This is a genomic window from Candidatus Roseilinea sp. NK_OTU-006, assembly GCF_012931985.1.
GTDB lineage: Bacteria > Chloroflexota > Anaerolineae > J036 > Brachytrichaceae > JAAFGM01.
In genome coordinates, this window is sequence record NZ_JAAFGM010000007.1 from 74,039 (window position 1) to 95,456 (window position 21,418).

20 protein-coding genes are annotated in these 21,418 nt (G+C 62.2%); 14 read left to right on the plus strand and 6 right to left on the minus strand.

From position 1 onward, the window contains the following. Nucleotides 1-35: 35 nt before the first annotated feature. Nucleotides 36-890, minus strand: coding sequence for a hypothetical protein (locus GXH28_RS06025; protein ID WP_169238121.1), 855 nt, complete (start codon nucleotides 888-890; stop codon nucleotides 36-38). A 368-nt stretch (nucleotides 891-1,258) separates the two neighbouring features. On the opposite strand from GXH28_RS06025, the gene GXH28_RS06030 reads away from it, so the two are divergent. The 11 genes from GXH28_RS06030 to GXH28_RS06080 all read left to right on the plus strand — a co-directional run bounded on the left by GXH28_RS06030 (nucleotide 1,259) and on the right by GXH28_RS06080 (nucleotide 13,099). Then, a complete protein-coding gene (locus GXH28_RS06030) occupies nucleotides 1,259-1,633 on the plus strand; it encodes a hypothetical protein (RefSeq protein WP_169238122.1) in 375 nt (124 codons plus the stop codon). Nucleotides 1,634-1,645: 12 nt separating this feature from the next. Beyond that, entirely contained in the window at nucleotides 1,646-4,648 is a 3,003-nt protein-coding gene (locus tag GXH28_RS06035) for a tetratricopeptide repeat protein (protein WP_169238123.1), read from the plus strand. 387 nt (nucleotides 4,649-5,035) lie between these two features. Then, entirely contained in the window at nucleotides 5,036-5,854 is an 819-nt protein-coding gene (locus tag GXH28_RS06040; protein ID WP_169238124.1) for an ABC transporter permease, read from the plus strand. A gap of 45 nt (nucleotides 5,855-5,899) precedes the next feature. After that, a complete protein-coding gene (locus GXH28_RS06045; protein WP_169238125.1) occupies nucleotides 5,900-6,685 on the plus strand; it encodes an ABC transporter ATP-binding protein in 786 nt (261 codons plus the stop codon). Continuing rightward, the gene (locus GXH28_RS06050) at nucleotides 6,682-7,461 is read left to right on the plus strand and encodes an ABC transporter permease (protein WP_169238126.1); all 780 of its coding nucleotides are present in this window, start codon (nucleotides 6,682-6,684) and stop codon (nucleotides 7,459-7,461) included. The genes GXH28_RS06045 and GXH28_RS06050 overlap by 4 nt, the downstream gene beginning before the upstream one ends. Nucleotides 7,462-7,489: 28 nt before the next feature. Further along, entirely contained in the window at nucleotides 7,490-8,617 is a 1,128-nt protein-coding gene (locus tag GXH28_RS06055; protein ID WP_169238127.1) for an ABC transporter substrate-binding protein, read from the plus strand. Between the two features lie 97 nt (nucleotides 8,618-8,714). Continuing rightward, the gene (locus GXH28_RS06060; protein ID WP_169238128.1) at nucleotides 8,715-9,809 is read left to right on the plus strand and encodes a TIGR03842 family LLM class F420-dependent oxidoreductase; all 1,095 of its coding nucleotides are present in this window, start codon (nucleotides 8,715-8,717) and stop codon (nucleotides 9,807-9,809) included. Between the two features lie 51 nt (nucleotides 9,810-9,860). Continuing rightward, nucleotides 9,861-11,246, plus strand: a complete 1,386-nt coding sequence (hydA, locus tag GXH28_RS06065; protein WP_169238129.1) for a dihydropyrimidinase — start codon at nucleotides 9,861-9,863, stop codon at nucleotides 11,244-11,246. 51 nt (nucleotides 11,247-11,297) lie between these two features. Further along, nucleotides 11,298-11,861: a Uma2 family endonuclease gene (locus tag GXH28_RS06070; protein WP_169238130.1), complete on the plus strand. Its 564-nt coding sequence runs from the start codon at nucleotides 11,298-11,300 to the stop codon at nucleotides 11,859-11,861. A 47-nt stretch (nucleotides 11,862-11,908) separates the two neighbouring features. Continuing rightward, complete coding sequence (locus tag GXH28_RS06075; protein ID WP_169238131.1) at nucleotides 11,909-12,646, plus strand: ribonuclease activity regulator RraA; 738 nt, start codon at nucleotides 11,909-11,911, stop codon at nucleotides 12,644-12,646. A gap of 3 nt (nucleotides 12,647-12,649) precedes the next feature. Then, nucleotides 12,650-13,099: an arsenate-mycothiol transferase ArsC gene (locus GXH28_RS06080; RefSeq protein WP_169238132.1), complete on the plus strand. Its 450-nt coding sequence runs from the start codon at nucleotides 12,650-12,652 to the stop codon at nucleotides 13,097-13,099. A gap of 271 nt (nucleotides 13,100-13,370) precedes the next feature. Here the strand turns inward: GXH28_RS06080 and GXH28_RS06085 are convergent, their stop codons facing one another. Together GXH28_RS06085 and GXH28_RS06090 are read right to left on the minus strand one after the other, a co-directional pair. Continuing rightward, complete coding sequence (locus GXH28_RS06085; protein WP_240550221.1) at nucleotides 13,371-13,763, minus strand: HEPN domain-containing protein; 393 nt, start codon at nucleotides 13,761-13,763, stop codon at nucleotides 13,371-13,373. Beyond that, complete coding sequence (locus GXH28_RS06090; RefSeq protein ID WP_169238133.1) at nucleotides 13,735-14,094, minus strand: nucleotidyltransferase family protein; 360 nt, start codon at nucleotides 14,092-14,094, stop codon at nucleotides 13,735-13,737. Before GXH28_RS06090 ends, GXH28_RS06085 begins: the two co-directional genes overlap by 29 nt. Nucleotides 14,095-14,170: 76 nt before the next feature. Here GXH28_RS06090 and GXH28_RS06095 point away from each other — a divergent pair, with 76 nt between their 5' ends. Then, entirely contained in the window at nucleotides 14,171-15,649 is a 1,479-nt protein-coding gene (locus GXH28_RS06095) for a CoA-acylating methylmalonate-semialdehyde dehydrogenase (RefSeq protein ID WP_169238134.1), read from the plus strand. Between the two features lie 378 nt (nucleotides 15,650-16,027). Here GXH28_RS06095 and ilvA read toward each other — a convergent pair whose 3' ends face one another. The 3 genes from ilvA to GXH28_RS06110 are packed head-to-tail and all read right to left on the minus strand — an operon-like array spanning nucleotide 16,028 to nucleotide 19,479. Further along, nucleotides 16,028-17,266, minus strand: a complete 1,239-nt coding sequence (gene ilvA / locus GXH28_RS06100; RefSeq protein ID WP_169238135.1) for a threonine ammonia-lyase — start codon at nucleotides 17,264-17,266, stop codon at nucleotides 16,028-16,030. After that, nucleotides 17,263-18,531 carry a glycerate kinase type-2 family protein gene (locus tag GXH28_RS06105; RefSeq protein WP_169238136.1) on the minus strand — a complete coding sequence of 423 codons (1,269 nt, stop codon included), beginning with the start codon at nucleotides 18,529-18,531 and terminating at the stop codon, nucleotides 17,263-17,265. The genes ilvA and GXH28_RS06105 overlap by 4 nt, the downstream gene beginning before the upstream one ends. Nucleotides 18,532-18,561: 30 nt before the next feature. Beyond that, nucleotides 18,562-19,479 carry a DUF4349 domain-containing protein gene (locus GXH28_RS06110; protein WP_169238137.1) on the minus strand — a complete coding sequence of 306 codons (918 nt, stop codon included), beginning with the start codon at nucleotides 19,477-19,479 and terminating at the stop codon, nucleotides 18,562-18,564. Nucleotides 19,480-19,792: 313 nt separating this feature from the next. Between GXH28_RS06110 and GXH28_RS06115 the strand changes: the two genes are divergently transcribed. Then, nucleotides 19,793-20,473 (plus strand): PspA/IM30 family protein, encoded by a 681-nt coding sequence (locus GXH28_RS06115; RefSeq protein ID WP_169238138.1) that lies wholly within the window; start codon nucleotides 19,793-19,795, stop codon nucleotides 20,471-20,473. Nucleotides 20,474-20,538: 65 nt separating this feature from the next. Further along, entirely contained in the window at nucleotides 20,539-21,405 is an 867-nt protein-coding gene (locus tag GXH28_RS06120) for a hypothetical protein (protein ID WP_169238139.1), read from the plus strand. Nucleotides 21,406-21,418: the final 13 nt, after the last annotated feature.

Consider the following 21,418-nt stretch of genomic DNA (forward strand, 5'->3'; position numbering starts at 1 on the left):
TTTGACCCTTCAGCGCCCTTGCGCGTGCGCGCAGTTCATACGCGAAAGAGATGCTCCAACTCCTGACGCAACAGACCCGCCCGCGCGTCGTTGACCAGCTTGCGATTCAACCGTCGAACAATGTTGCGCCGGATTTGACTCACCTCGTTCTCGTCCACGAAACAATCGGGATGACGCGCGCGGATTTGACGAGGCTCCAGCCCATCTTCCCACATCTCCTTGGCCACGATGCGTTCGCGCTCACCCTCGATAATCTGATCGAGTAATTCCCACAAGTGGTTCAAGATTGCGGTGTTTTCGACGATTGCCTCGACAGCGATGTGATCGTGCATCTCCAAAACGCGCTCATCCATCATCCTCTCGGATTCGTCGTCGTCTGTCGAATCACCCATCTCTGCCAAATGCCATAACGCATCTTTCCGGCCTCGACGCAACTCATCTTCGATGGCGGACCACGTGCAGCGTTTCAAGTACTGCATGTAATCCGCAACGGCGCCGAAACGCCCTGCGCAGGCATGGCGCTCGCCGTATTGCCATAGGCGCGAAAAGGCCTGATTGGCGAAGTAATCCGCATCCTCGCCGGTGATGCGAAAGTGAGGATGAGCGTGCACCCATCGCAGGACTTGCGGATAATAGATTTTGTAGATGGCAGCCCAGGCTTCCTGATTACGCTCGACGAGGGCCAGTCGGAGAAGCTCCAAACAGGGTCGTTCATCGCGTAGGTGATCATCCCCGCGAAATTCGCCGGCCTGCGCGCCACACATCTCGGCAAGCCGCTGAATCGCGTTAGCTTCGTGCGTGTTGTTCACCGCCCTGCCCTTCTCAAGCCTTGCGCCAGAGCGCCCGTAGGCGACGGCATCGGCCACGCCATACGCGCGAGCGTTCGGCAACTTAAACCGTGAACATTATATAGGCGTCGGCGTGTAGCATCTGCCATCGTGCAAACGTGCTACAGGCGAGGCGCGCATGCGCGCGGGAACATGCGTCTCAACCGAAAACTGTCTTCTTTAATCACTCACTCTTGTTTCGTCGAGAGTCCAAACCGCCATGAGATTATAAAGTCCGTTCAATGATTTTAGTCAATTGATCCAGGAATAATTGTCCAAGTTCACAGCAGCTATAAACTGAATCAGTAGGACTTACTTTCTTATCACCGATACATTTAAGAAAGATTTTGAATCATAGGCTTATAGCTGATTTACCCGACTTTACAAACTTTCAACAAAGTTGTATAATGCAGATACAGAGGATTATTATCATGGATACCACAAGCGTAATCTTAATTGTCGCTATCATTCTCGTCGTAGCACTCATCGGCTACGTCGTTTGGCGCAATCCTAAAGTGAAGACATCAGTCGGCCTGGGGCCGATCAAAATCAATCTTGACACCGAACGCACGAACGAGCCGTCGGCGGGTCAACGACGCGACGAAAACATTTCACATGATGCACAGCCCGTGGCCAGTCTTTCGGTGGGAAACATCCACCGCTCGCAAGTGATCAACGAGGGAGCGGGCGGCCGCGCCGAGATGCGAGCCAACGATGTCACACATTCAACCATCATCAACACGACCGGCAAGGCCAGACATCCGCACAGCGCAAAACAAACGAACGACCACAAGAGTGGTACATGAGATAAGCAACACATGCAGCCGCAGCAATCTTCTAGGCTCATCAGCCGCTTAATCGTCCCCTTGCTGGGGGGAGCGTCTGCTCTGTATAAGAGAAAGGCGCGCGCCGGCCCCACTGCGCCTTCGCCACCGAGTCCTGCGCAGGCCAGCGCGTCTCAGTTCAGCGCGGAAGACATCCTCGGTTCACACATCCGCAACGTGGCCGGCGACTACACCGAGATCGCGGTGAGAAACGTATTTCCCGCATGGCAGATGCCTTCCGCCACTGCAGTCAATCGAGTCACGCTGCCACCCCGCCGGCAATTCGTGGGACGAGAAGATTTGCTCGCGCGCTTGGAAGAACGTCTGAAAAGCACCGATGGGGCGAACGTCATCTGCCTCACCGGCACAGCCGGGGTTGGCAAGAGCGCGCTTGCGCTGGAAGCGGCTTATCGGTTCGGCGCGCTCTTTCCCGACGGCTGCTACTGGGTAGACCTGCGAGGCAATGACTGGGTGGAGGCGCTGCGCGGACTGCTGAGCGCGCTAGGCGTACCGCACACCGAGGAACTAGGTCAAGACACGCTTGCTCTGGCCGAAATCGCCCGCGGACGGTTGGCAGATAAGCGCACCTTGTTGATCCTGGATAACGCCGAGAACGTCGTGCGGCGTCACCGACAGCACGTGCTCGCCCTGTGTCCTTCGGTGCCGGCGAAGACCATCATCACCAGCCGCATCATCATAGACACGGACGACCTACGTGTGGATGCGCTGAGCGACAGCGACGCGCTGAAACTGCTGGAAGCCAAAGGCATCTCTATCGCAGACCAATATGACGACGCGCTCAGTCTGGTCAGGCGACTCGGCAATCTGGCGCTTGCCATCGCCATCATGGCGCGGCGCATGCGCATCATTCAGCCGACGCAATCGTGCGCCGACAGCTTGCGAGAGCTAGACAAGAGCGCCACTCCGATAGACGCGCTCAGGCTTCCCCTCAGTAATACACCCGATGACAGCCTCGCCGCAACATTCGCTCTCTCGTATGAGCTCCTCGATGAGCCACTGCGAACGGCCTTCCACGCGTTAAGCCTCTGCGCGCCTTCCGGCGCGTCCGTTCAAGGCATCGCGCGCATGTGCGACATCACCGAGCCTGTCGCGTGCGACATGCTGCGAGCGTTGGCCATGCTCTCGCTGGCCGAGTTCAACGGCCGGCACGCGCAGCTACATCCGCTACTCAGGGATTGGGCGCACACCCTTCCTTTCGAGCGCGATGCGCTGATCACACGACACGCAGCGTACTTTGGCTTGGAGATCGGCAACCGCTATCAACAGGCGCTCAACAGCGAGCAGGACCCACTCCCTGCGCTTACCCAGATCGATGCCGAGTTGGCTAACGTCCAGCTCGCTCAGGAGCGCGCGCTTTCGTTCAACTTCCCGGCGCCGGAGCTGGCTGTAGAGATCACGGATTGCCTGGCGCTCTACTGGCGTCAGCGTCACCTCCCTCCCCAACAGCGCCTGCGGTGGATCAACCGGGCCTGCCGTCTGGCGGAACAAACGCAACAGCGAAATCATCTCGCCAATCTGCTGCAGGCGGCCGGCGACGCGCAGACATTCTGCGACCAACACGACGCTGCGTTGCAATCTTACCAACAGGCGCTCGACCTGTTCACCGCGCTGGATGACCGGTTAGGCCAAGCCAACACGCTCAAGGCCATCGGCGACGTGCAGGCATTTCGCAAGGAGCACGAGCCCGCGTTGCAGTCCTATCAGCAAGCGCTCGATGGGTTCATGGCCATCGGCGACCGGTTGGGCCAGGCCAACACGCTCAAGGCCATCGGCGACGTGCAGGCGTTTCGTAAGGAGAACGAGCCCGCGTTGCAGTCCTATCAGCAAGCGCTCGATGGGTTCACGGCCATCGGCGACCGGCAGGGCCAAGCCAACACGCTCAAGGCCATCGGCGACGTGCAGACATTCTGCGACCAGCACGATGCGGCGCTGCGCTCCTACACGCAGGCGCTCGGCCTGTTCATCGCCACCGGCGACCGGATGGGCCAGGCCAATTCGCTCAAAGCCATCGGGGATCTCAGCGCTTCACGCGACCAGCATGACGCAGCGCTGGATTCCTACGCGCGCGCGCTCGACTTGTTCACGGCCATCGGCGACCGGTTGGGCCAAGCCAACACGCTCAAGGCCATCGGCGACGTGCACGCCTTCCGCAAGGAGAGCAACGCCGCCATGCAGGCATACGATCGCGCGCTAGAGCTGTTCTCTGCGGCAGGCTCATCGCTGGGGCAAGCCGGCGTGCTCAAAGCCATCGGCGATGTGCGCGCCTTCCAAGACCAGCTAGACGCAGCTCGGCAAGCATATCAGCGCGCGCTCGAACTGTTTACCGTTGCAGATTCGAAGCTTGGCCAGGCCAACACGCTCAGGGCGCTCGGGGACATTGCCGCGCTTCATCACGATCACAATGAGAGCGAGGCCGCGCTGTCATGGTATCAACGCGCGCTCGAGCTGTCCAACAAGATCGGCGATCGGCTGGGTCAGGCGAACACGCTCAAGGTCATTGGGGATGCCTATGCCCAGCGCGGAGAAAGTGACGCTGCGCTGCATTCATACGAGCAAGCGTTGGAGTTGTATATCGCGACCAACTCCCAACTGGGACAGGCGCACACCTTGCATGCAATCGGGGACGTGCAAGCGGCATGTGGGCAAGAGGCCCAGGCGCTCAAGCTATATGAGCAAGCGCTCACGCTCTTCACCCTGGCGGGATCCACGCTCGGGCAGGCCAACGCCTATGCGTCCCTCGGTCGCATCAGCGGCAAACGCGCCCACTTCGACAAGGCCATTCGGCTATACGCCAGCATACACGATTTGTACAGCCTCGCCCGGTGCAAGTTCTACTACGCGCTGAGCGTGCTGGATCAAGATAGCGACATCGCCCGGGAACTGCTCATGGATGCCAAGTCGCTGTGGACCCAGATTAACTTCGAGGAAGGCAGAGCGGCCGTGGATGATCTGTTGAGCCAGCTCGCAATCGGATGAACGGCGGCTATCCGTCTTTATCCTGAGTTTGCCCCGTCGTTGGCGACGGATGTTTGCTGGCGAGCTGAGACAAACCCGATTTGCGCTGATTCGATATTTGGCGTCCTGTCTCTGCCGCATCCTTTTCAATACCGCATTCAGTTTTGGGTAGGAAGTTCCTCCAAAGCTTGCGAAAAGACCTCCCCCGCCCTGCATCATCTGGAGAGGCAGCCTGCTGCGAGAACTCCTGTGTCAAGCGATACTCCTTTCGCGTTTCGTGCGTTGAGCGTTCAGGTCAGACTGTCTCAGGCAGGCGTCCCAGTGAGACTCAGTATAGCAGCACCGCTGTCACACTTCACGCTTAAAGCATTTGACCACAGCGCACCTTTTCGCTAAACTTGTGGGTTGGTGGATATCGCACTTTCGCCTGTACGGTCGGCCCGCCGCGTCGCACCTGCCCTCGCCGTCATCCTGATCATCCTGACGCTTGTCGTTGCTTGGGAGTTGATCAAGCTGATGTTCAATCTCGACAAGCGCACGCTGCCGCATTTATGGGAAATCGCCGAGGCGTTCGGGCAGCCTTCGCGTCGCAACGGGCCGCCGCTGATCAGTGTGCTGATCGAGGCAGCGCTCTATACCTTGCGCGGCGCGCTGCTGGGGTTCTTCATCGGTGCGGCGCTGGGCTTCGTGCTCGGCACGCTCTTCGCGCATTTGCCGTTGCTCGAACGCAGCCTGGTGCCTTACGTCGTCGCATCGCAGACTGTGCCCATCCTGGCTATCGCCCCGATGGTGGTGATCTGGCTGCGCGGGTCGTGGTGGTCGGTGCCGGTCATCGCCGCGTATCTGACTTTCTTCCCGGTCACGATCAACACCCTACGCGGCATGCGCTCGCCCGACCCGCGCGCCGTCGAACTGATGGGCTCGTATGCCGCCTCGACCTGGCAGACGTTGTGGAAATTGCGCTTTCCATCGGCACTGCCGGCGATCTTCACTGCGCTCAAGATCGCCGCGACGGCCAGCGTGGTGGGCGCGATCATCGCCGAGCTGCCTTCGGGCGTCCAGCAGGGGCTGGGCGGCGCAATCTTGAATTTCAACCAGTATTACATCACCGGCCCGGAGCGCCTGTGGGCAGCGATCTTCATGGCCGCCCTCGTCGGCATCCTGTTGTTCGTGGCCGTGTCGGCCATCGAGCGCATCGTGTTGAGAAACATCGTGCGCGGCGCTTAGCGCCGGGTGGGTAAACTGGTCAATCGGTAACAGGTCACTACGGCAATGCAATCGGTCGTCTTGCTCAAGAACGTCAACAAGAGCTTCGGATCGGCCGGCCGGCCGACCACCGTCGCGCTCAAAGACATCAACCTGGAGATCGGCCCCCGCGAGTTCATCTCGCTCATCGGCCCTTCCGGCTGCGGCAAGTCCACCTTGCTGCGTACGATCGGCGACCTGATCGAAGTCACGAGCGGCGAACTCCTGGTCAACGGCAAGCCAGCGCGCCAGGCGCGCATCAATCGTGAATATGGCATGGTCTTTCAGGCGCCGGTGTTGTTCGAGTGGCGCACTGTGCTGAAGAACGTCGAGCTCCCGTTGGAGATTATGGGGGTGCCCAAAACTGAGCGGACGCAGCGCGCGCGGGCGATGCTCAAGCTGGTCGAGCTACAGAACTTTGAACGCCACTACCCTTGGCAGTTGTCCGGGGGCATGCAGCAGCGCGTGGCCATTGCCCGCGCACTCGCTTTTCGGCCGGAGCTGCTGCTGATGGATGAGCCGTTCGGCGCACTGGACGAGATCACCCGCGAGCGCATGAACGCCGAATTGCTGCGCATCTGGCAGGAGACGCAGACGACGGTGGTGTTCGTCACCCACTCGATCCCCGAAGCGGTCTTCCTATCCACCCGAGTCGTGGTGATGAGCGCCCGTCCCGGACGCATCAGCGACATTATCCCGATTGACCTACCCTACCCGCGCAACGTCGAGACGCGCGAACACCCGCACTTCTTCGAGCTGGTCACCACTGTGCGCGAGGCGCTGCGCAAAGGCGAGGAGATGCGGGAGACATGATAACCGGGGCTTTGCGATTCCAGCGCTACGCGCCTCCCCTCATCGTTTTCTTCGCCGTCATCGTGCTGTGGGAGGTGCTGGTGGACCTGCTGAACATACAACGCTTCCTGCTGCCGGCGCCGAGCGTGATCCTGGAGGCGTTCTTCCGCACATTCTCGACCATCATGAGCAGCGCAGCCTACACGATTCGCAGCGCCGTGATCGGCTTCCTGATCGGTGCGGGTACCGGCATCCTCGTCGCGCTGGCCACGGCGCGCTGGACGACGATACGCGAGGGGTTGATGCCGTTCGCCATCGCGCTGAACTCGGTGCCGATCATCGCCTTCGCACCAATCATGAACAACTGGTTCGGCAGCACCAACCCGATGTCCAAGATCATGATCGTGGCGATCATCACCTTCTTCCCCATGATGATCAACATGGTGCGCGGATTGACGCTGGTTGAGCCGGCCAAGCTCGAGCTGATGCACTCGTATGCCACTGCGCCGTTCGAGGTATTGACAAAGGTGCGTATCCCGAACTCGCTGCCCTACTTGTTCAACGCGCTAAAGGTATGCAGCACGCTGGCGCTGATCGGCGCCATCGTGGGCGAATACTTCGGCGGCCCGCGCGAATCCCTGGGGGTATATATCCTTCAGGAAGCGCAGTTGTTCCGTTTTGACAATGCATGGGCGGCGATTATCATCAGTGCCCTACTGGGCATCGCGTTCTACCTCATCATCCTTGCCGCTGAAAGGGTCGCGATTCCCTGGCATGTCTCAGTCGAGAAGCGATGAATTTCATTCACAGAGGAGAAAAGGACATATGAAACCGACGCTCAAAGCTTTCTCATTTGCGACGCTCGCCACGCTCATGTTAGCAGCTTGTGCCGCGCCGGCTGCCCCCGCTGCCCCGGCCGCTACCAAAGCGCCCGCCGCGCCGGCGGCGCTCACGCCCGTGCGCGTCGTCTTGCAGTGGGTGCCGCAGTCGCAGTTCGCCGGCTACTACGCGGCCAAGGACAAAGGGTTCTATGCCGCGGAGGGCTTGGACGTGACCATCATCCCCGGCGGGCCGGACATCGCGCCGGCGCAAGTCGTCGCGTCCGATGGCGCGGAATTCGGCGTGGCCTGGCTGCCCGGCCGCATGCTCGCCGCGCGCGAGGCCGGCGCCGACCTGGTCAACATCGCCCAGATCTTCCAACGCAGCGGCACCCTGATGGTCTCCTTCAAGGAGAAGAACATCACCAAGGTCGAAGATTTCCGCGGCAAGAATGTCGGCTCGTGGTTGTTGGGCAACGAGCCGGAGTTGTTCGCCGCGATGCGCAAGGCTGGCCTCGACCCGGACAAGGACGCGAAGATCATCAAGCAGAACTTCGACATGAGCCAACTGCTCAACGGCGAAGTGGACGTGGCCCAGGCGATGATCTACAACGAGTATGCCCAGGTGCTGGAGACCAAGAACCCGGCCACTGGCGAACTCTACAAGCCCGAGGATCTCAACGTGATCAACTTCAACGACGTGGGCACCGCCATGTTGCAAGACGGCATCATGGCGCGCGAGTCGTGGCTGAAGCAGCCGGGCAACGAGGACATCGCCGTCAAGTTCCTGCGCGCCACGTTCAAGGGCTGGATGTTCTGCCGCGATAACTTCGACGAGTGCGTGCAGATCGTGTTGAACAACGGCACGGCGCTGGGCGAGAGCCACATGCGCTGGCAGCTCAACGAGATCAACGCGCTGATTTGGCCCTCGCCCAAAGGCATCGGCCAGATGGACGAAGCGCTGTACAAGCAGACGGTGGAGATCGCCAAGACCTACGGCATCCTGAAGCAAGACCCCGATCCCAACGCCTATCGCACCGACCTGGCCCAGAAAGCGCTGGAAGGGCTGGAAGGCGACGTCAAGGGCGAAGGCTTCACCAAGATCACGGTCGAGCTGAAGGAAGGCGGCAATTAGCGGTTCATCTTTCATCTGTTGAAGACCAGGGATGCAGGGGAGCAGGCCGCCGTTGCGACGCCCTCCCCTCATCACCTGAAATTTGACACCAGACGTTATGGCTAAGATGGATTTCGGCATCACCTTCAAAAGCGACCTCGACGTTCGCCGCGAGGTCAAGATCGCCATGCAGGCCGAGGCCGCCGGCTTCGGCTATGTGTGGAGCTTCGACAGCCACGTGCTGTGGCAGTCGGTCTTCCCGCGCTTTGCCCTATGGGCGTGGAACACCAAGAAAGTGCACATCGGCACGCTGGTCACCAACCCCGTGGTGCGCGACGTGACGGTGTGCGCCAGCGACTTCGCCACGTTGCAGCGCATCAGCAAGGGACGCATGGAGATGGGCATCGGGCGCGGCGATAGCTCGCGCCGCCGGCTGGGCAAGAAGCCGACGACGATGGCCAACCTCGAAGAGTTCGTGGACCAGTTCCGCAAACTCACCGCCGGCGAGCACATTGACTACGACGGCGTAGATACGTATCTGAGTTGGGCCGACGGCGGCGTGCCGCCGGTCTGGGTGGCGGGCTACGGGCCGATCGCCCTGCGCTCGGCCGGGCGCATCGCCGACGGCGTCATCCTTCAGTTCGCCGACCCCTATCTCATCAAGTGGTGCTTGCAGTTCGTGAAGGAAGGCGCGGAAGAGGCCGGGCGCGATTATTCCCAGATCAAGATCATGGCCTGCGCGCCGGTGTGGATTTCGAGCGACCTGGCCGTGGCGCGCGAGCGCGTGCGCTGGTTCCCCGCCCTCGTGTCCAATCACGTGGTGGACTTGCTCAAGCGCTATCCCAAGGAAGAGTTGCCCAAGGAGCTTTACGCCTACGTCGAGGATCGCCCCGGTTACGACTACCTGCATCACGCCGAGGTGGGCAGCAGCAACGCCCGGTTCGTCAGCGACGAGATCACCGACCGCTACTGCATCGTCGGCTCGATCAAAGACCACATCGCTAAGATCGAGGAGCTGCAGTCGCTAGGCGTGCACCAGTTCAACATCTACCTGATGTGCGGCGATGAGGAGAAACAGGTCGCCGCCTACGGGCGCAGCGTCATCCCACACTTCAACGGGAAGCGGCGCACGGTTGTGGCTGCCAAAGCTGCGACCAACGGCAAAACGCGCAAGCCCCCGGCCAAAACCAAGGCTGCGCCCAAAAAGCGTTGATCGCCACACACCAAACGCAAGTCGGCCATTTAGCGCACCGAGGAGAGAAGCATGGCTCTATTGATCAAGAATGGCACCATCGTCACGGCCGGCGAACAGATGCAGGCCGACATCTACTGCGAAGGCGAGCAGATCAGCCGCATCGGGAAGCACCTCGACGCCCCGCCGGACACGACGGTGATTGACGCGACCGGCAAATACGTCTTCCCCGGCTTCATTGACCCGCACGTGCACGTCTACCTGCCCTTCATGGGCACATTCGCCAAGGACGACTACATCAGCGCCAGTAAGGCCGCACTGATCGGCGGCACCACCACCCTGATCGAGATGGTCTGCCAAGCGCGCAACGGCCGGCCGCTGGCCGACGGTTTCGAATTTTGGATGAGCCAGGCCGCCGGCAAAAGCGCGTGCGACTTCACCTTCCATCAATCGGTGACGCGCTACGATGCACAGGTCGAAGCCGAGCTGACCGAGATCGTGAAAGCCGGCGTCGCCAGCTTCAAGGTCTTCCTGGCCTACAAAGGCGCCTTCGGCATCACCGACGAGGAGCTGTATCACACGCTCCGGCTGGCCAAAAAGCTCGGCGTGATCGTGACGGCGCACTGCGAAAACGCCGACCTAGTGCTGGAGCTGCAGAAGCAACTACTCAACGAGGGCAAAACCGGCCCGGAGTATCACTACTGGAGCCGCCCGCCGCGCGTAGAAGCCGAGGGGGTACATCACCTGCTGTCGTTCGCGGAGATGACCGGCGCGCACACCTACATCGTGCACACCAGTTGCGAAGAGGCGCTGCGCGAGGCGATGGCCGGCAAGGACCGCGGCTTGAACGTTTGGGTAGAGACGTTGATCCAGTATCTGGTGCTGGACAAGAGCTACGCCGAGTTGCCAAACTTCGAGGGTGCCAAATACGTCATGTCGCCGCCGCTGCGCGACAAGAAAAATCAGGACGTGTTCTGGAACGCGCTCAAGCAACGCTTCGTCTCGACGGTTGCCACCGACCATGCGCCATTCGACTTCAAAGGACAGAAGGAGATGGGGCGCGACGACTTCACCAAAATCCCCAACGGCATCCCCTCGCTGGAAGACCGCGTCAACCTGCTCTACACCTATGGCGTGACGACCGGCCGCCTGGATTTGAACACATTCGTGGACTGCGCCAGCACACAGGCGGCTAAGCTATTCGGCCTCTTCCCCCGCAAAGGCACGATTGCCGTCGGCAGTGACGCCGACCTGGTGGTCTACGACCCGAACTACCGCGGCGTGATCTCGGCCAAGACGCACCACATCAACTTGGACTACAGCGCATTCGAGGGGTGGGAGATCAAGGGCCGGCCCAGCGTGGTCACCGTGCGCGGCGAGGTGGCCGTGCGCGACGGCGAATTCGTCGGCACGATTGGGCGCGGGCAATTCCTGAAGCGCGAACCGACGCACTTCTGATCGAGGGAGGCGATGCAATGCCATCGCCTCCCCCGGTTATATCATTCGCGTATGGCCGTGCACGTCACCTTGCGTCCGATCAGCGTGAGCGAATACGCGCGCATGCGCGAAGCCGGCATCCTCGCCGAGGACGACCGCGTCGAACTCATTGCTGGGGAGATACGCCGGATGAGTCCCATCGGCCCACTACACGCAGCAATCGTCAAGAAGCTCAACGAGCTTCTTCTACTCTTGTTGGCGCAATCGGCTATCGTCAGCGTCCAAGATCCCATACAACTTGACGATTTATCGGAACCGCAACCAGACCTCGCTGTTCTCAAGAGGCGCGATGACTTCTACCGCCAGGGCATCCCCACTGCAGAGGACACGCTCATCGTCATCGAGGTGGCCGACGCCTCGGCGGACTACGACCGCAAGGAGAAGATTCCGCGCTACGCGAGCGCTGGCATCCCCGAAGCCTGGCTGATAGACGTCACCAACCAGGTGATCGAGCAATACACGCTGCCCGGCAAATCGCGCTACCAGAACGTGCGCATCCACGAATGGGATGACACGCTGACTGCACAGGTCATCCCCGGCTTGCAGATCAAGGTCGAGCAAGTGTTCGGCCTGTAGCCACCGCCGCGCTTGCCCGCTCCCCAAACGGCGCTATAGTGCCGAGCATGATTCAGACACCGGATATCGTTCGTCCCCCCAAAGAACTCATCGAAGGACTGCGCCACATCGGCTGCGCCACGGCCGTCGGCGAGCTGTATCGGCTAGGCATCCGCGACGCGCACATCCGCGGCCCGGTCTCGTGGAACAAGGGCAAGCACGTGGTCGGCCCGGCCCTTACGCTCCAAATGATGCCCAAGCGCGAAGACCTCTATGGCGAGAGCGAATACAGCAACGTCGAGGCGCAACTCCACCGTCACGTGCTGTATCACACCCAGCCCGGCGACATCGTCGTGGTGGACGCGCGCGGCGACATGGGCAGCGGCATCTTCGGCGAGATGATGCTGACCTACTTCAAGGGTCGCGGCGGCGCCGGCGTAGTGATTGACGGCTGCATCCGCGATTACCCCCATGTCAAAAACCTGGATTTGCCCATGTGGTTGCGCGGCGTCACGCCTAACTTTCACACGCAGACCAACCTGATGCCCTTCGCCGTCAACGTGCCGATCGCCATGAACAACGTGTTGGTCATGCCCGGCGACATCATCATCGCCGACGACGACGGCGTGGTCGTGGTGCCCATCAAGCTGGCGCCGGAGCTGCTGAAGAAAGCCAGCGAGCACGCCGAATGGGAGGACTTCACCCGCATGAAGCTGGCCGAGGGCGGCGACCTGCGCAAATACTATCCGCTGCGCGAAGACGCCCGTGAGGAATACGAAGCCTGGCGCCGTTCACAAGGCCGGTGAAGCATGTCGGACCACACGGTGTTGTTCATCTGCACCGGCAACTACTATCGCAGCCGCTACGCCGAGCTGTATTTCAACGCAACCGCGCCGGCCCATCTGGGCTGGCGCGCTACCTCGCGCGGCTTCGCCCCCAGCCCGTTCAACCCCGGTCCGCTCGCCGTTAGCGTGATCCACCGCGCGCAGGAGCGTGGGCTCCCCTTGCCTGCCGACCCACCCCACCCGCGCCGATTGACCGAAGCCGACCTTCACTCGGCGCAGCGCATCATCGCACTGGACGAAGATGAACATCGCAGCTATGTCGAGCACTACTTCCCTGCCTGGCGCAACCACATCACCTACTGGCGCGTGCACGATCTCCATCTCATGCCAACCGCTGAGGCATTCGCGCTGATCGAGCACAACGTGGACGCGCTGGTGCGCGAGCTGACGGCCACCACGCCGGCGCAGCCCTAATACCCTCGTTGACCGCGACGGCGATCACGTTCAACATTCCGCGCACAATACGCTTTGGTGCCGGCGCAAGCCGCAAGCTGCCGGCGCAGTTGCGCCAGATCGGCGCGCGCGCCATGCCCTGATCGTCACCGACGCCTGCTCGGCGCGCAGCGGACTGGGTGACGCATTCACTGCGTTGCTCACGCAACACGGCTTCGCGGCGACCGCCGCCGAGCAGATCATCGCGCCTTACGAGCAGGTGTGGCAGCTCCCACGCGCACGCGGATCGAGGTCAATGCGCGGCCAGCCATTCGCGACAACCGTTCACGATCGGTTCTGCACAAGCCAGCGCGCGCTCAGAATCGCTTGCGCGATACACTCGGCCCGGCGTGGAGGTCGGTAACGCATCAGGATAACGCGTTGGAATGTAAAACTGGTCAAGCTGGGCCGCATAGTCACTCCACTGTCTCCAATCAGGCAACGCATCGCGCTCGACGAAATTTTCGACTAACGCCACGACGGAATGGCCCCAAGGCTCCTGGTCGAGTGCGTACCACAACGCTTTCATCGCCTTTTCGGCCGCCTGTTGGGCGTAGAAACAGGCCGGCGCGTGAACATTCGCGCTGCACAGCAGACGCGCTGTATGTAGGTCTTCCTCAGCCGTCTCGATCCAGCGCATCGCCATCTGGCGATTCCCGCTCACGCTCATAGATCACCTTGCTATCCCTCAGCATGCGGCGAACGAACGCCGTCCGCGGCATCGCCTCGAACTCGCGCGGCGTGTAAATCAACAAATCCACGCTGCGGCGCAGCGCCGTGTGGATTTCGGCCAGGATGCCCTCGTAGCGGTCGAGGAACGGTTTGTCGGTCTCCTGGATGACGACCAGGTCTACGTCACTGCGGCGCGTCGCCTCACCCCGCGCGACCGAGCCGAACACGAACGCGCGCGCCACGCCATACTTGTCGAAGATCGGTTTCAGCGCGGCTTGCAGTTCCTCCAGCAAGATATTCGACACCCAGTGGGATTATATTGGCGATTGAACTTATAATCGCTGCACAGCCAAGAAGCTCGTACTTCAGGGAGAAAAGGACATGTCAACCAACGGTCGCCTGCTCAACTACATCAACGGTCAATGGATGGAATCCGGCGCCGGCGCGTTCCTCGACGTGAAGAACCCCGCCACCGCCCAAGTGATGGCCCAAGTGCCGCTCTCGCCGGCCGAAGAGGTGCACCTGGCCGCCGAAGCCGGCGTCAAGGCATTCAAGCATTGGCGGCGCGTGCCGGCCGTCGAGCGGGTGCAACATCTCTACAAATTCAAGCGCTTGCTAGAAGAGCACCGCGATGAGCTTTCGCGCCTGATCACCAACGAGTGCGGCAAGACCTACGCCGAGAGTCAGGCCGAGATGCAGCGCGCCATCGAGAACGTCGAGGTGGCCTGCGGTATCCCCAGCCTGATGCAAGGCTTCAACAACGAAGACATCGCGCGCGGCATTGACGAGCATTGCTTCCGCCAGCCACTCGGCGTCGTCGCCGCCATCACGCCGTTCAACTTTCCCGGCATGGTGCCGCTGTGGTTCCTGCCCTACGCCGTCGCCACCGGCAACTGCTTCATCCTCAAGCCCAGCGAGAAGGTGCCGATGACGATGCAGCGCATTTTCCAATTGCTGGAGCAGTCCGGCTTCCCGCCCGGCGTGGTTCAGGTGGTGAACGGCGCAAAAGAAGCCGTGGACGCTATTCTCGATCATCCCGACATTCGCGCGGTGAGCTTTGTGGGCAGCACGCCGGTGGCCCGCTACATCTACGAGCGCGCCGCGCGGGCCGGCAAGCGCGTACAGGCGCAAGGCGGCGCCAAGAACCCGGTCGTCATCATGCCGGACGCCGACATGGACATGACCACGCGCATCGTGGCCGATTCGGCATTCGGCTGCGCCGGACAGCGCTGCCTGGCCGCCTCGGTCGGCATCACCGTGGGCGAAGCGCGCAACATCTTCGTGGAGCAACTGGCCGACGCAGCCGCCTCGCGCAAAGTGGGCTACGGGCTGGATGAAGGCGTGGAGATGGGGCCGGTGATCACCGCAGAGAGCAAAGCGCGCATCGAGAAGTTGATCGCGCTCGGCGAGCAGGAAGGCGCGCAGGTGCTGGTGGATGGGCGCAATAAGAAGGTGAAGGGCTACGAAGACGGCAACTTCGTCTTCCCCACCATCCTTGACCACGTGCCGCCCAAGAGCGAGATCGCCCGCACCGAAATCTTCGGCCCGGTGTTCAGCCTGATGCATGCCGAGACCATCGAGGAAGCGATTGCGCTGGTCAACGACCGCAGCTACGGCAACATGGCATGCATCTTCACCAGCAGCGGCGCGGCAGCGCGTCAGTTCCGCTACGAGGTGAACACCGGCAACGTGGGCATCAACGTCGGCGTAGCTGCGCCGATGGCCTTCTTCCCCTTCAGCGGCTGGCGCGAGAGCTTCTTCGGCGACCTGCACGCTCAGGGCATGCATGGCGTCGAGTTCTACACCGAGACCAAAGTCGTCGTCGAACGCTGGCCGAAAGAGTGGAGCCGGAAGTTCTAGTCCGAATGGCCGGCCTCACCGCAACCGGCCTTGGGCGCCAGCGCTCTGTTCGCCCTGGCGACGCGGAGGACCGGCGCGCCCTGCTTCGCACCGAACCACCGCGGGCGTGGGATTGCGCCCGATTGGGCGGGATGCTGAACGGCGGACGCCGCGGCGTAAAGCACTGCGCCCCCGACGCCGGTGGATGCGACGGCAGGGTGAACTCAAAACGGTCAGACCGCTTGAAGCGGTCTGACCGTTTGATGCGTCAGTTTGGGATTCCTTTCGATTGGGCTTGTAGCACCAAACTCAAGTCAGGCCGGGCATGGCGCGCGCTCCGACTTGGGTTTGATGAATCAAGTCTGCGCGCCGTCGTGCTTTGTGGCTCATGTCCGGCGCTTAACTTGGCCATTCGCCCAGCCGCACGCGCTCGACGTGATAGCCGGCATCGGCCAGCCGCTGCATCACGGCCTGTCCATGAGCCTCGTCACGCACCTCGAGCACGAGTTCCAGGCCGGTGCGCGTGAGCGGCGCCAACCACACCGCCCGTCGGTGGATCACGTCAATGATGTTGGCCCCACATGCCGCCACGTGGTTGATCACCGCTGCAAGCTGGCCGGGGCGGTCCAGCACGGTGAGGCGCAACACGACGATGCGCCCCTGCTGCACCATCACTTGCTCGATGACCCGCGCCAGCAGATTGCCATCAATGTTGCCGCCGCATAGCACAGCGCAGACGACATCGCCTGGCTCGACCGCAACTTTGCCCGCGAGCAGCGCAGCCACGCCGGCCGCGCCGGCCCCTTCCACCACCAGCCGGGCATACTGGGCGCAATGGGCAATGCCCCGCGCGATCTCGTCGTCGCTCACCTCCACCACGTCATCCACCAGTTCGCGGATGTAGCGCAGCGTCAGCTCGCCCGGGCGCTTGACGGCGATGCCATCGGCGATGGTATGAGCCGAGGGGGCCGTGACCACTTGGCCGGCCGCCAACGACGCACGCACCGGCGCACAAGCCGCTGATTGCACGCCCACGATGCGCACGCCGGGCTTAAGCGCTTTCACCGCGATGGCGATGCCGCTGATCAAGCCCCCACCGCCGATGGGCACGAGGAGCGTGTTCAGCTCGGGCAGCGCGGACAGGATTTCCAACCCAATCGTGCCCTGCCCGGCGATGACAAGTGGGTCTTCGAAGGCATGCACGAACGTCAAGCCGCGCGCTTGCTGCTGTTCGCGGGCGAACGCGCCGGCATCATCAAACGTTGCGCCGTGCAAGATCACCTCCGCGCCCAAGTCGCGCGTGCTCACCACCTTGGTCAGCGGGGCATGCTCCGGCATCACGATCGTCGCCGGGATGCCGAAGAGGCGCGCAGCCAGCGCCACCCCCTGCGCGTGATTGCCGGCGCTGGCTGTAATCACGCCGCGCTGGCGCTCCTCCTCGCCCAGCCGGCTGATCTTGTTATACGCGCCGCGAATCTTGAACGAGCCGGCCCGCTGCAACGATTCGGCTTTCAGAAACACGCGCGCGCCGAGGGTGCGCGTCAGGCGCAGCTCCGGCAGCACCGGCGTGAGGATGAGCTGATCGCGCAACACCTGCTGCGCGGCGTAGATGTCGGCGAGGGTGATGGACGTTGTCATGGGAGAGATTCCAAACGATGGCGCATTGTGCTTTGCGTTGCGGTTGCATCGCTTAGCCTCAGGGCGATGATGACATCAGCGACATTGGTGCCGGTCGGGCCGGTCATGATCAACTCGCCCAGCGGCGCGAAGAAATGATAGCTGTCATTGCGCTCAAGATAGTCAAGGGCTTCCAAGCCGCGCTCGCGCGCGCGTCGCACCGTGTCGGCGAACGCCATCGCGCCGGCGGCATCGGTCGGGCCGTCGGTGCCATCGGTGCCCAGCGCCGCGATGCCGACGCAGGGGCGCGTCCGCGGGTCCGCTTGCGCATCCAGTTCCATAGCCGCCGCCAGCGCCAACTCCTGGTTGCGCCCGCCTTTGCCATTGCCACGCACGGTCACGGTGGTCTCGCCGCCATAGATCAGGCACACACCGTGCGCTGTAGGCGGCGCATCGGCATCCAGCAATGCGCGGGCGATTTGCACGCCGGCCTCGCGCGCCTTGCCGCGCAGCGTGGTGGTGACCACGCGCGCGGCAAGGCCGAGCCGCTCCGCCGCTTGCGCTGCGGATTGGCACGCCTGCGCATTGTTGCCCACCAGCACGTTGTGCGCCTGTGGGTCGTTCGTCAACCCGCCCGCGATCACGTCGAGCGGATCGCCGATCACGTCGCTGAGGATCAAGCCGATGACCGTCGCCGGCTGCGCCAGTCGCACCAGACCGCCGCGCTTCAGGCGATCCAGCCGCGCGCGCACGGCGTTCATCTCGTAAATGTCGGCCCCGCTGCGCAGCAACGCATCGTTGATGGCGCGCATCGCGTTCAGCGAGATGCCGGCGTGGGGCGCGACCAGCAGCGCCGACGCTCCCCCGCTGACACAGACGATGACCAGCGTCTGCGCCGTGCAACCGCGCAGCGCCGCGCGCACTGCCCGGCCGGCGCGCAAGCTGTGCTCGTCCGGCACCGGATGACCGGCTTCGATCAGGGTAAAGCCTCGACGGGTGAGCTTGGCCCTTAGGTCAGGAGACAGATGCTCATGCTTGGTGACGATGACGGCGCAGGACAAGTGATCATCCAGCAAACGAACCACCTCGGCGGCCATCGGCGCCGACGCTTTGCCAACAGCGATCAGGCGCGCGTCATCGAAGGCGCGCAGGTCGCACGTCACGCCATCCATCACGAGCGATTCGCCGTCGCGACGGACGTGACGGCGAATCGCCTCAGCGGGGTCAGCAGCGCGCAGGGCCGCGCCGATGATCGCCTCGAGCGCTGCGCGCAGTTCGATGCTCATGCCGCCGATTGTAGAGGTAACCCGCAATGCTCACGCGGTCTTCACTGCCTCGGCCTTTCTGCGGCGGCGCGCGCGCCGGATGAGCAGCGCCAGCAAGACGATCGGGATGGCCAAGATCAACAACACGGGCAGGACGACGATGACCAGCCAGATCAACAGCGAGGCCAGCCCCTGCAACGTGGCAATCAGCGCCTCAAACGCTTCTTTGACCACACCCGCCGGCTGCCAGCCGCCCAACTGAAGCGGCTGCGCCAGCGCGTCGGGGATGAGCGTGACCGAGATGGTGGCCAGCGCCGCCGACTGGGAGAGATATTTCATGCGTCCCTTGATCTGCTCGATTTGCCCGCGAATCTCGGTGAGTTCGCGGTACACGGCCAGCACGTCCTCAGTGGTGGTCGCCTGCTCAAGGATCTTCTGGAGCTGCGCTTCGGTCGCCTCCAGGTTCTTCAGCCGGGCGTCAAGGTCCACGTACTCGGCAGTCACGTCTTCGCCGCGCACGTTTTCGCTGCGCACTTCGACAGCCAGCGCGCGGATGCGGTTCATCACCTCGTCGAAGCGCGCTGCATCTACGCGCAGCATGACGTAGCCTTGTAGGGCGTTATCACGGACGCGCGACGCGCTCGACGACACGACGAAACCGCCGAATTCCTGGGCCAGCTTGGCCAGCGCGTCCATTTGCGCCTGCGTGTCTTTCACAACGATGGTCACGTCGGCCGTTCGGATGATCAGTCGCTGCTGGACGGCCTGATCCGATGCCTCGTCGGGGAGTTGCATCGGTGAACGTGCGGCGCTCTCAGGCATCGCCGGCGCCGCTGTTGGCGCCGCCATAGCCGTAAACTCCGAGAGGTTTGGCGGCGGCGCTGCCGGCGCGGCACAGGCCGATACCAATAGTGCAACTGAACCAAACAGCGCGACGAGTGCAAGGCAGCGTTTAAGTGTGGTCATCATGGTCATCCTCCCTTCGACCTTTGGATGAGTGTGCAACTTCACTTTGAAGACGTCAAATGTGCTGCAGAGTTCCACGTCGAGCCGCATAGCGACCCCATTGGCGCGACGTCGAGCGCCGGGCCACTGTGGAAAATGCATCGGCTGCGTCAGGTAAATGTCATGCCCAGGCGACCTGGTAGCTATAATTTCGATCATCTGCTTGCCTTCGTGGCTGTCTGGAATTCGTCCTCATCGGGGTCGCGATCTCCACGGGAGGGCGATTCGGATGAGCTGGGGGAGCAGCGACGGTTTTGCACATCCCGGAGGAAAACGAATGGCTTCTCTTCTCGACAAAGTGAGCACGCTGATTCAAGCGAACCTGCACGCGTTGGTGGACAACGCGCTGAAATCCAACTCAATGGCGGTCATTGACCAGTACATCCGCGACGTGGACAACAACCTCGATGCCTTGGAGGACGCTGCAGCCACCGTAGGCGGCCAGGTTAAGACGCTAGAACGCAAGACTGCCGAGTATAAAAAACAGATAGACGAGTTGGATCGCAATATCGACCTCTTCCTCACCCAGGGGAAGGATGACCTGGCGCGCGCCGCGCAGGCCAAGCTGAACTCGGTGCGCAGCCTATACGAGACCTACAACAGCCAGTTGGAACGCCAGCAGCGCGAGTACAAAGCGCTGCTCGACGCGCGCCTGAAGCTACAGGCGAAGCTCACGACCATCCGCCAGCAACGTGAGGAGATGGTAGCCCTACTCGACTTGGCCAAGGCTAAGGAGATTACCAACAAGGCGATCAAGTCGCTGGACGACCTGGCCGGCGTGGGCGACGCCGATGTCGCCCGCATGGCCGAGGCCATTCGGGCGCGGCTCGACCAGGCCTCGGCCCGCGCCGAGATGGCCGCCCAAAACCTGGATGCGCAGATGGACGAGGTGCTCGGCCGCGGCGAACTGGACGCCCAACTCGAGGAGCGCAAGCGGCGGTTGGGGATTAGCCAGTAGCCGACAAACAGCAACGCGGGCGCAGGTCATCGCCGGCACCTATCAACCACCGATCGGTCGAGCCAATGGACGACCTGAGAGAACGCACGCGCGGCAAGCTCATTCAGAACGCGATCTTCAGCCTGCCCAGCGCACTGATCATCGCAGCCGCGATCATCCTGGTCGGGCTCGGCGTGCCAATCCCGATCTTGGGCGATCCACCGTTCAACGTGTCGCCGGTATGGTGGCTGGCCGGGTTGGCGCCGCTGTGGTTGGGCGTGATCGGCATGGGCGTCGCCAGCCGGCAAGCCGGCGAGCGGGCCATGTCCCAGGCGTTGCGCGAAGCATTCGACCTCAGCCGAATCCGCAACCCCAGCCTGCGCATGAACGTCAAACAGGCCATCGCCTACCGCGAACGGATTGACAAGGCGGTGGAACGCTTTACCGACTCCGCGATGCAGCATCGCATGCAAGATGTGGCCAACCAGGTGGAAGCATGGGTGCGCAACATCTATGCGCTGGCCAGCCGGCTGGATGCCTTCCAGAACGACGAGATCATCAAGAAAGACTTGAACGACGTGCCGGAGTCCATCAAGCGTCTCAAGCAGCGCGCGCTACAAGAGCAGGATGAGCGCATCCGGCGCGAGCTGGACGAGACCATCAGCCGCCGGCAGTCGCAATACAACAACCTGCTTAAGCTGGAGACCGCGATGGATCGCGCCGAGCTGCAGTTGGAGAACACGCTCACGGCGCTCGGCACCGTGTATTCGCAGATGCTGCTGCTGGATGCACGAGACGTGGACGGCAACAAAGCTCAGCGCTTGCGCGAAAGCATCACCGAGCAAGTCAATTCGCTGCACGACATCCTGGCTTCGATGGAGGAGGTGTACGACGGCAGTCACGACCCAGTTGAACGCCGCCGCGCCAATCTGAGCGATGGCGGCGCGCGTTAATCCGCGCCTCATC

What these genes read in the sequence shown, in the direction of transcription:
- GXH28_RS06050 (WP_169238126.1), top strand. Translation starts at nt 6,682, where the DNA reads ATGATAACCGGGGCTTTGCGATTCCAGCGCTACGCGCCTCCCCTCATC.
- GXH28_RS06110 (WP_169238137.1), bottom strand. Translation starts at nt 19,479, where the DNA reads ATGATGACCACACTTAAACGCTGCCTTGCACTCGTCGCGCTGTTTGGT.
- GXH28_RS06030 (WP_169238122.1), top strand. Translation starts at nt 1,259, where the DNA reads ATGGATACCACAAGCGTAATCTTAATTGTCGCTATCATTCTCGTCGTA.
- GXH28_RS06075 (WP_169238131.1), top strand. Translation starts at nt 11,909, where the DNA reads ATGATTCAGACACCGGATATCGTTCGTCCCCCCAAAGAACTCATCGAA.
- GXH28_RS06095 (WP_169238134.1), top strand. Translation starts at nt 14,171, where the DNA reads ATGTCAACCAACGGTCGCCTGCTCAACTACATCAACGGTCAATGGATG.
- GXH28_RS06115 (WP_169238138.1), top strand. Translation starts at nt 19,793, where the DNA reads ATGGCTTCTCTTCTCGACAAAGTGAGCACGCTGATTCAAGCGAACCTG.
- GXH28_RS06035 (WP_169238123.1), top strand. Translation starts at nt 1,646, where the DNA reads ATGCAGCCGCAGCAATCTTCTAGGCTCATCAGCCGCTTAATCGTCCCC.
- GXH28_RS06085 (WP_240550221.1), bottom strand. Translation starts at nt 13,763, where the DNA reads ATGGCGATGCGCTGGATCGAGACGGCTGAGGAAGACCTACATACAGCG.
- GXH28_RS06060 (WP_169238128.1), top strand. Translation starts at nt 8,715, where the DNA reads ATGGCTAAGATGGATTTCGGCATCACCTTCAAAAGCGACCTCGACGTT.
- ilvA (WP_169238135.1), bottom strand. Translation starts at nt 17,266, where the DNA reads ATGACAACGTCCATCACCCTCGCCGACATCTACGCCGCGCAGCAGGTG.
- hydA (WP_169238129.1), top strand. Translation starts at nt 9,861, where the DNA reads ATGGCTCTATTGATCAAGAATGGCACCATCGTCACGGCCGGCGAACAG.
- GXH28_RS06070 (WP_169238130.1), top strand. Translation starts at nt 11,298, where the DNA reads ATGGCCGTGCACGTCACCTTGCGTCCGATCAGCGTGAGCGAATACGCG.
- GXH28_RS06120 (WP_169238139.1), top strand. Translation starts at nt 20,539, where the DNA reads ATGGACGACCTGAGAGAACGCACGCGCGGCAAGCTCATTCAGAACGCG.
- GXH28_RS06055 (WP_169238127.1), top strand. Translation starts at nt 7,490, where the DNA reads ATGAAACCGACGCTCAAAGCTTTCTCATTTGCGACGCTCGCCACGCTC.
- GXH28_RS06045 (WP_169238125.1), top strand. Translation starts at nt 5,900, where the DNA reads ATGCAATCGGTCGTCTTGCTCAAGAACGTCAACAAGAGCTTCGGATCG.
- GXH28_RS06105 (WP_169238136.1), bottom strand. Translation starts at nt 18,531, where the DNA reads ATGAGCATCGAACTGCGCGCAGCGCTCGAGGCGATCATCGGCGCGGCC.
- GXH28_RS06080 (WP_169238132.1), top strand. Translation starts at nt 12,650, where the DNA reads ATGTCGGACCACACGGTGTTGTTCATCTGCACCGGCAACTACTATCGC.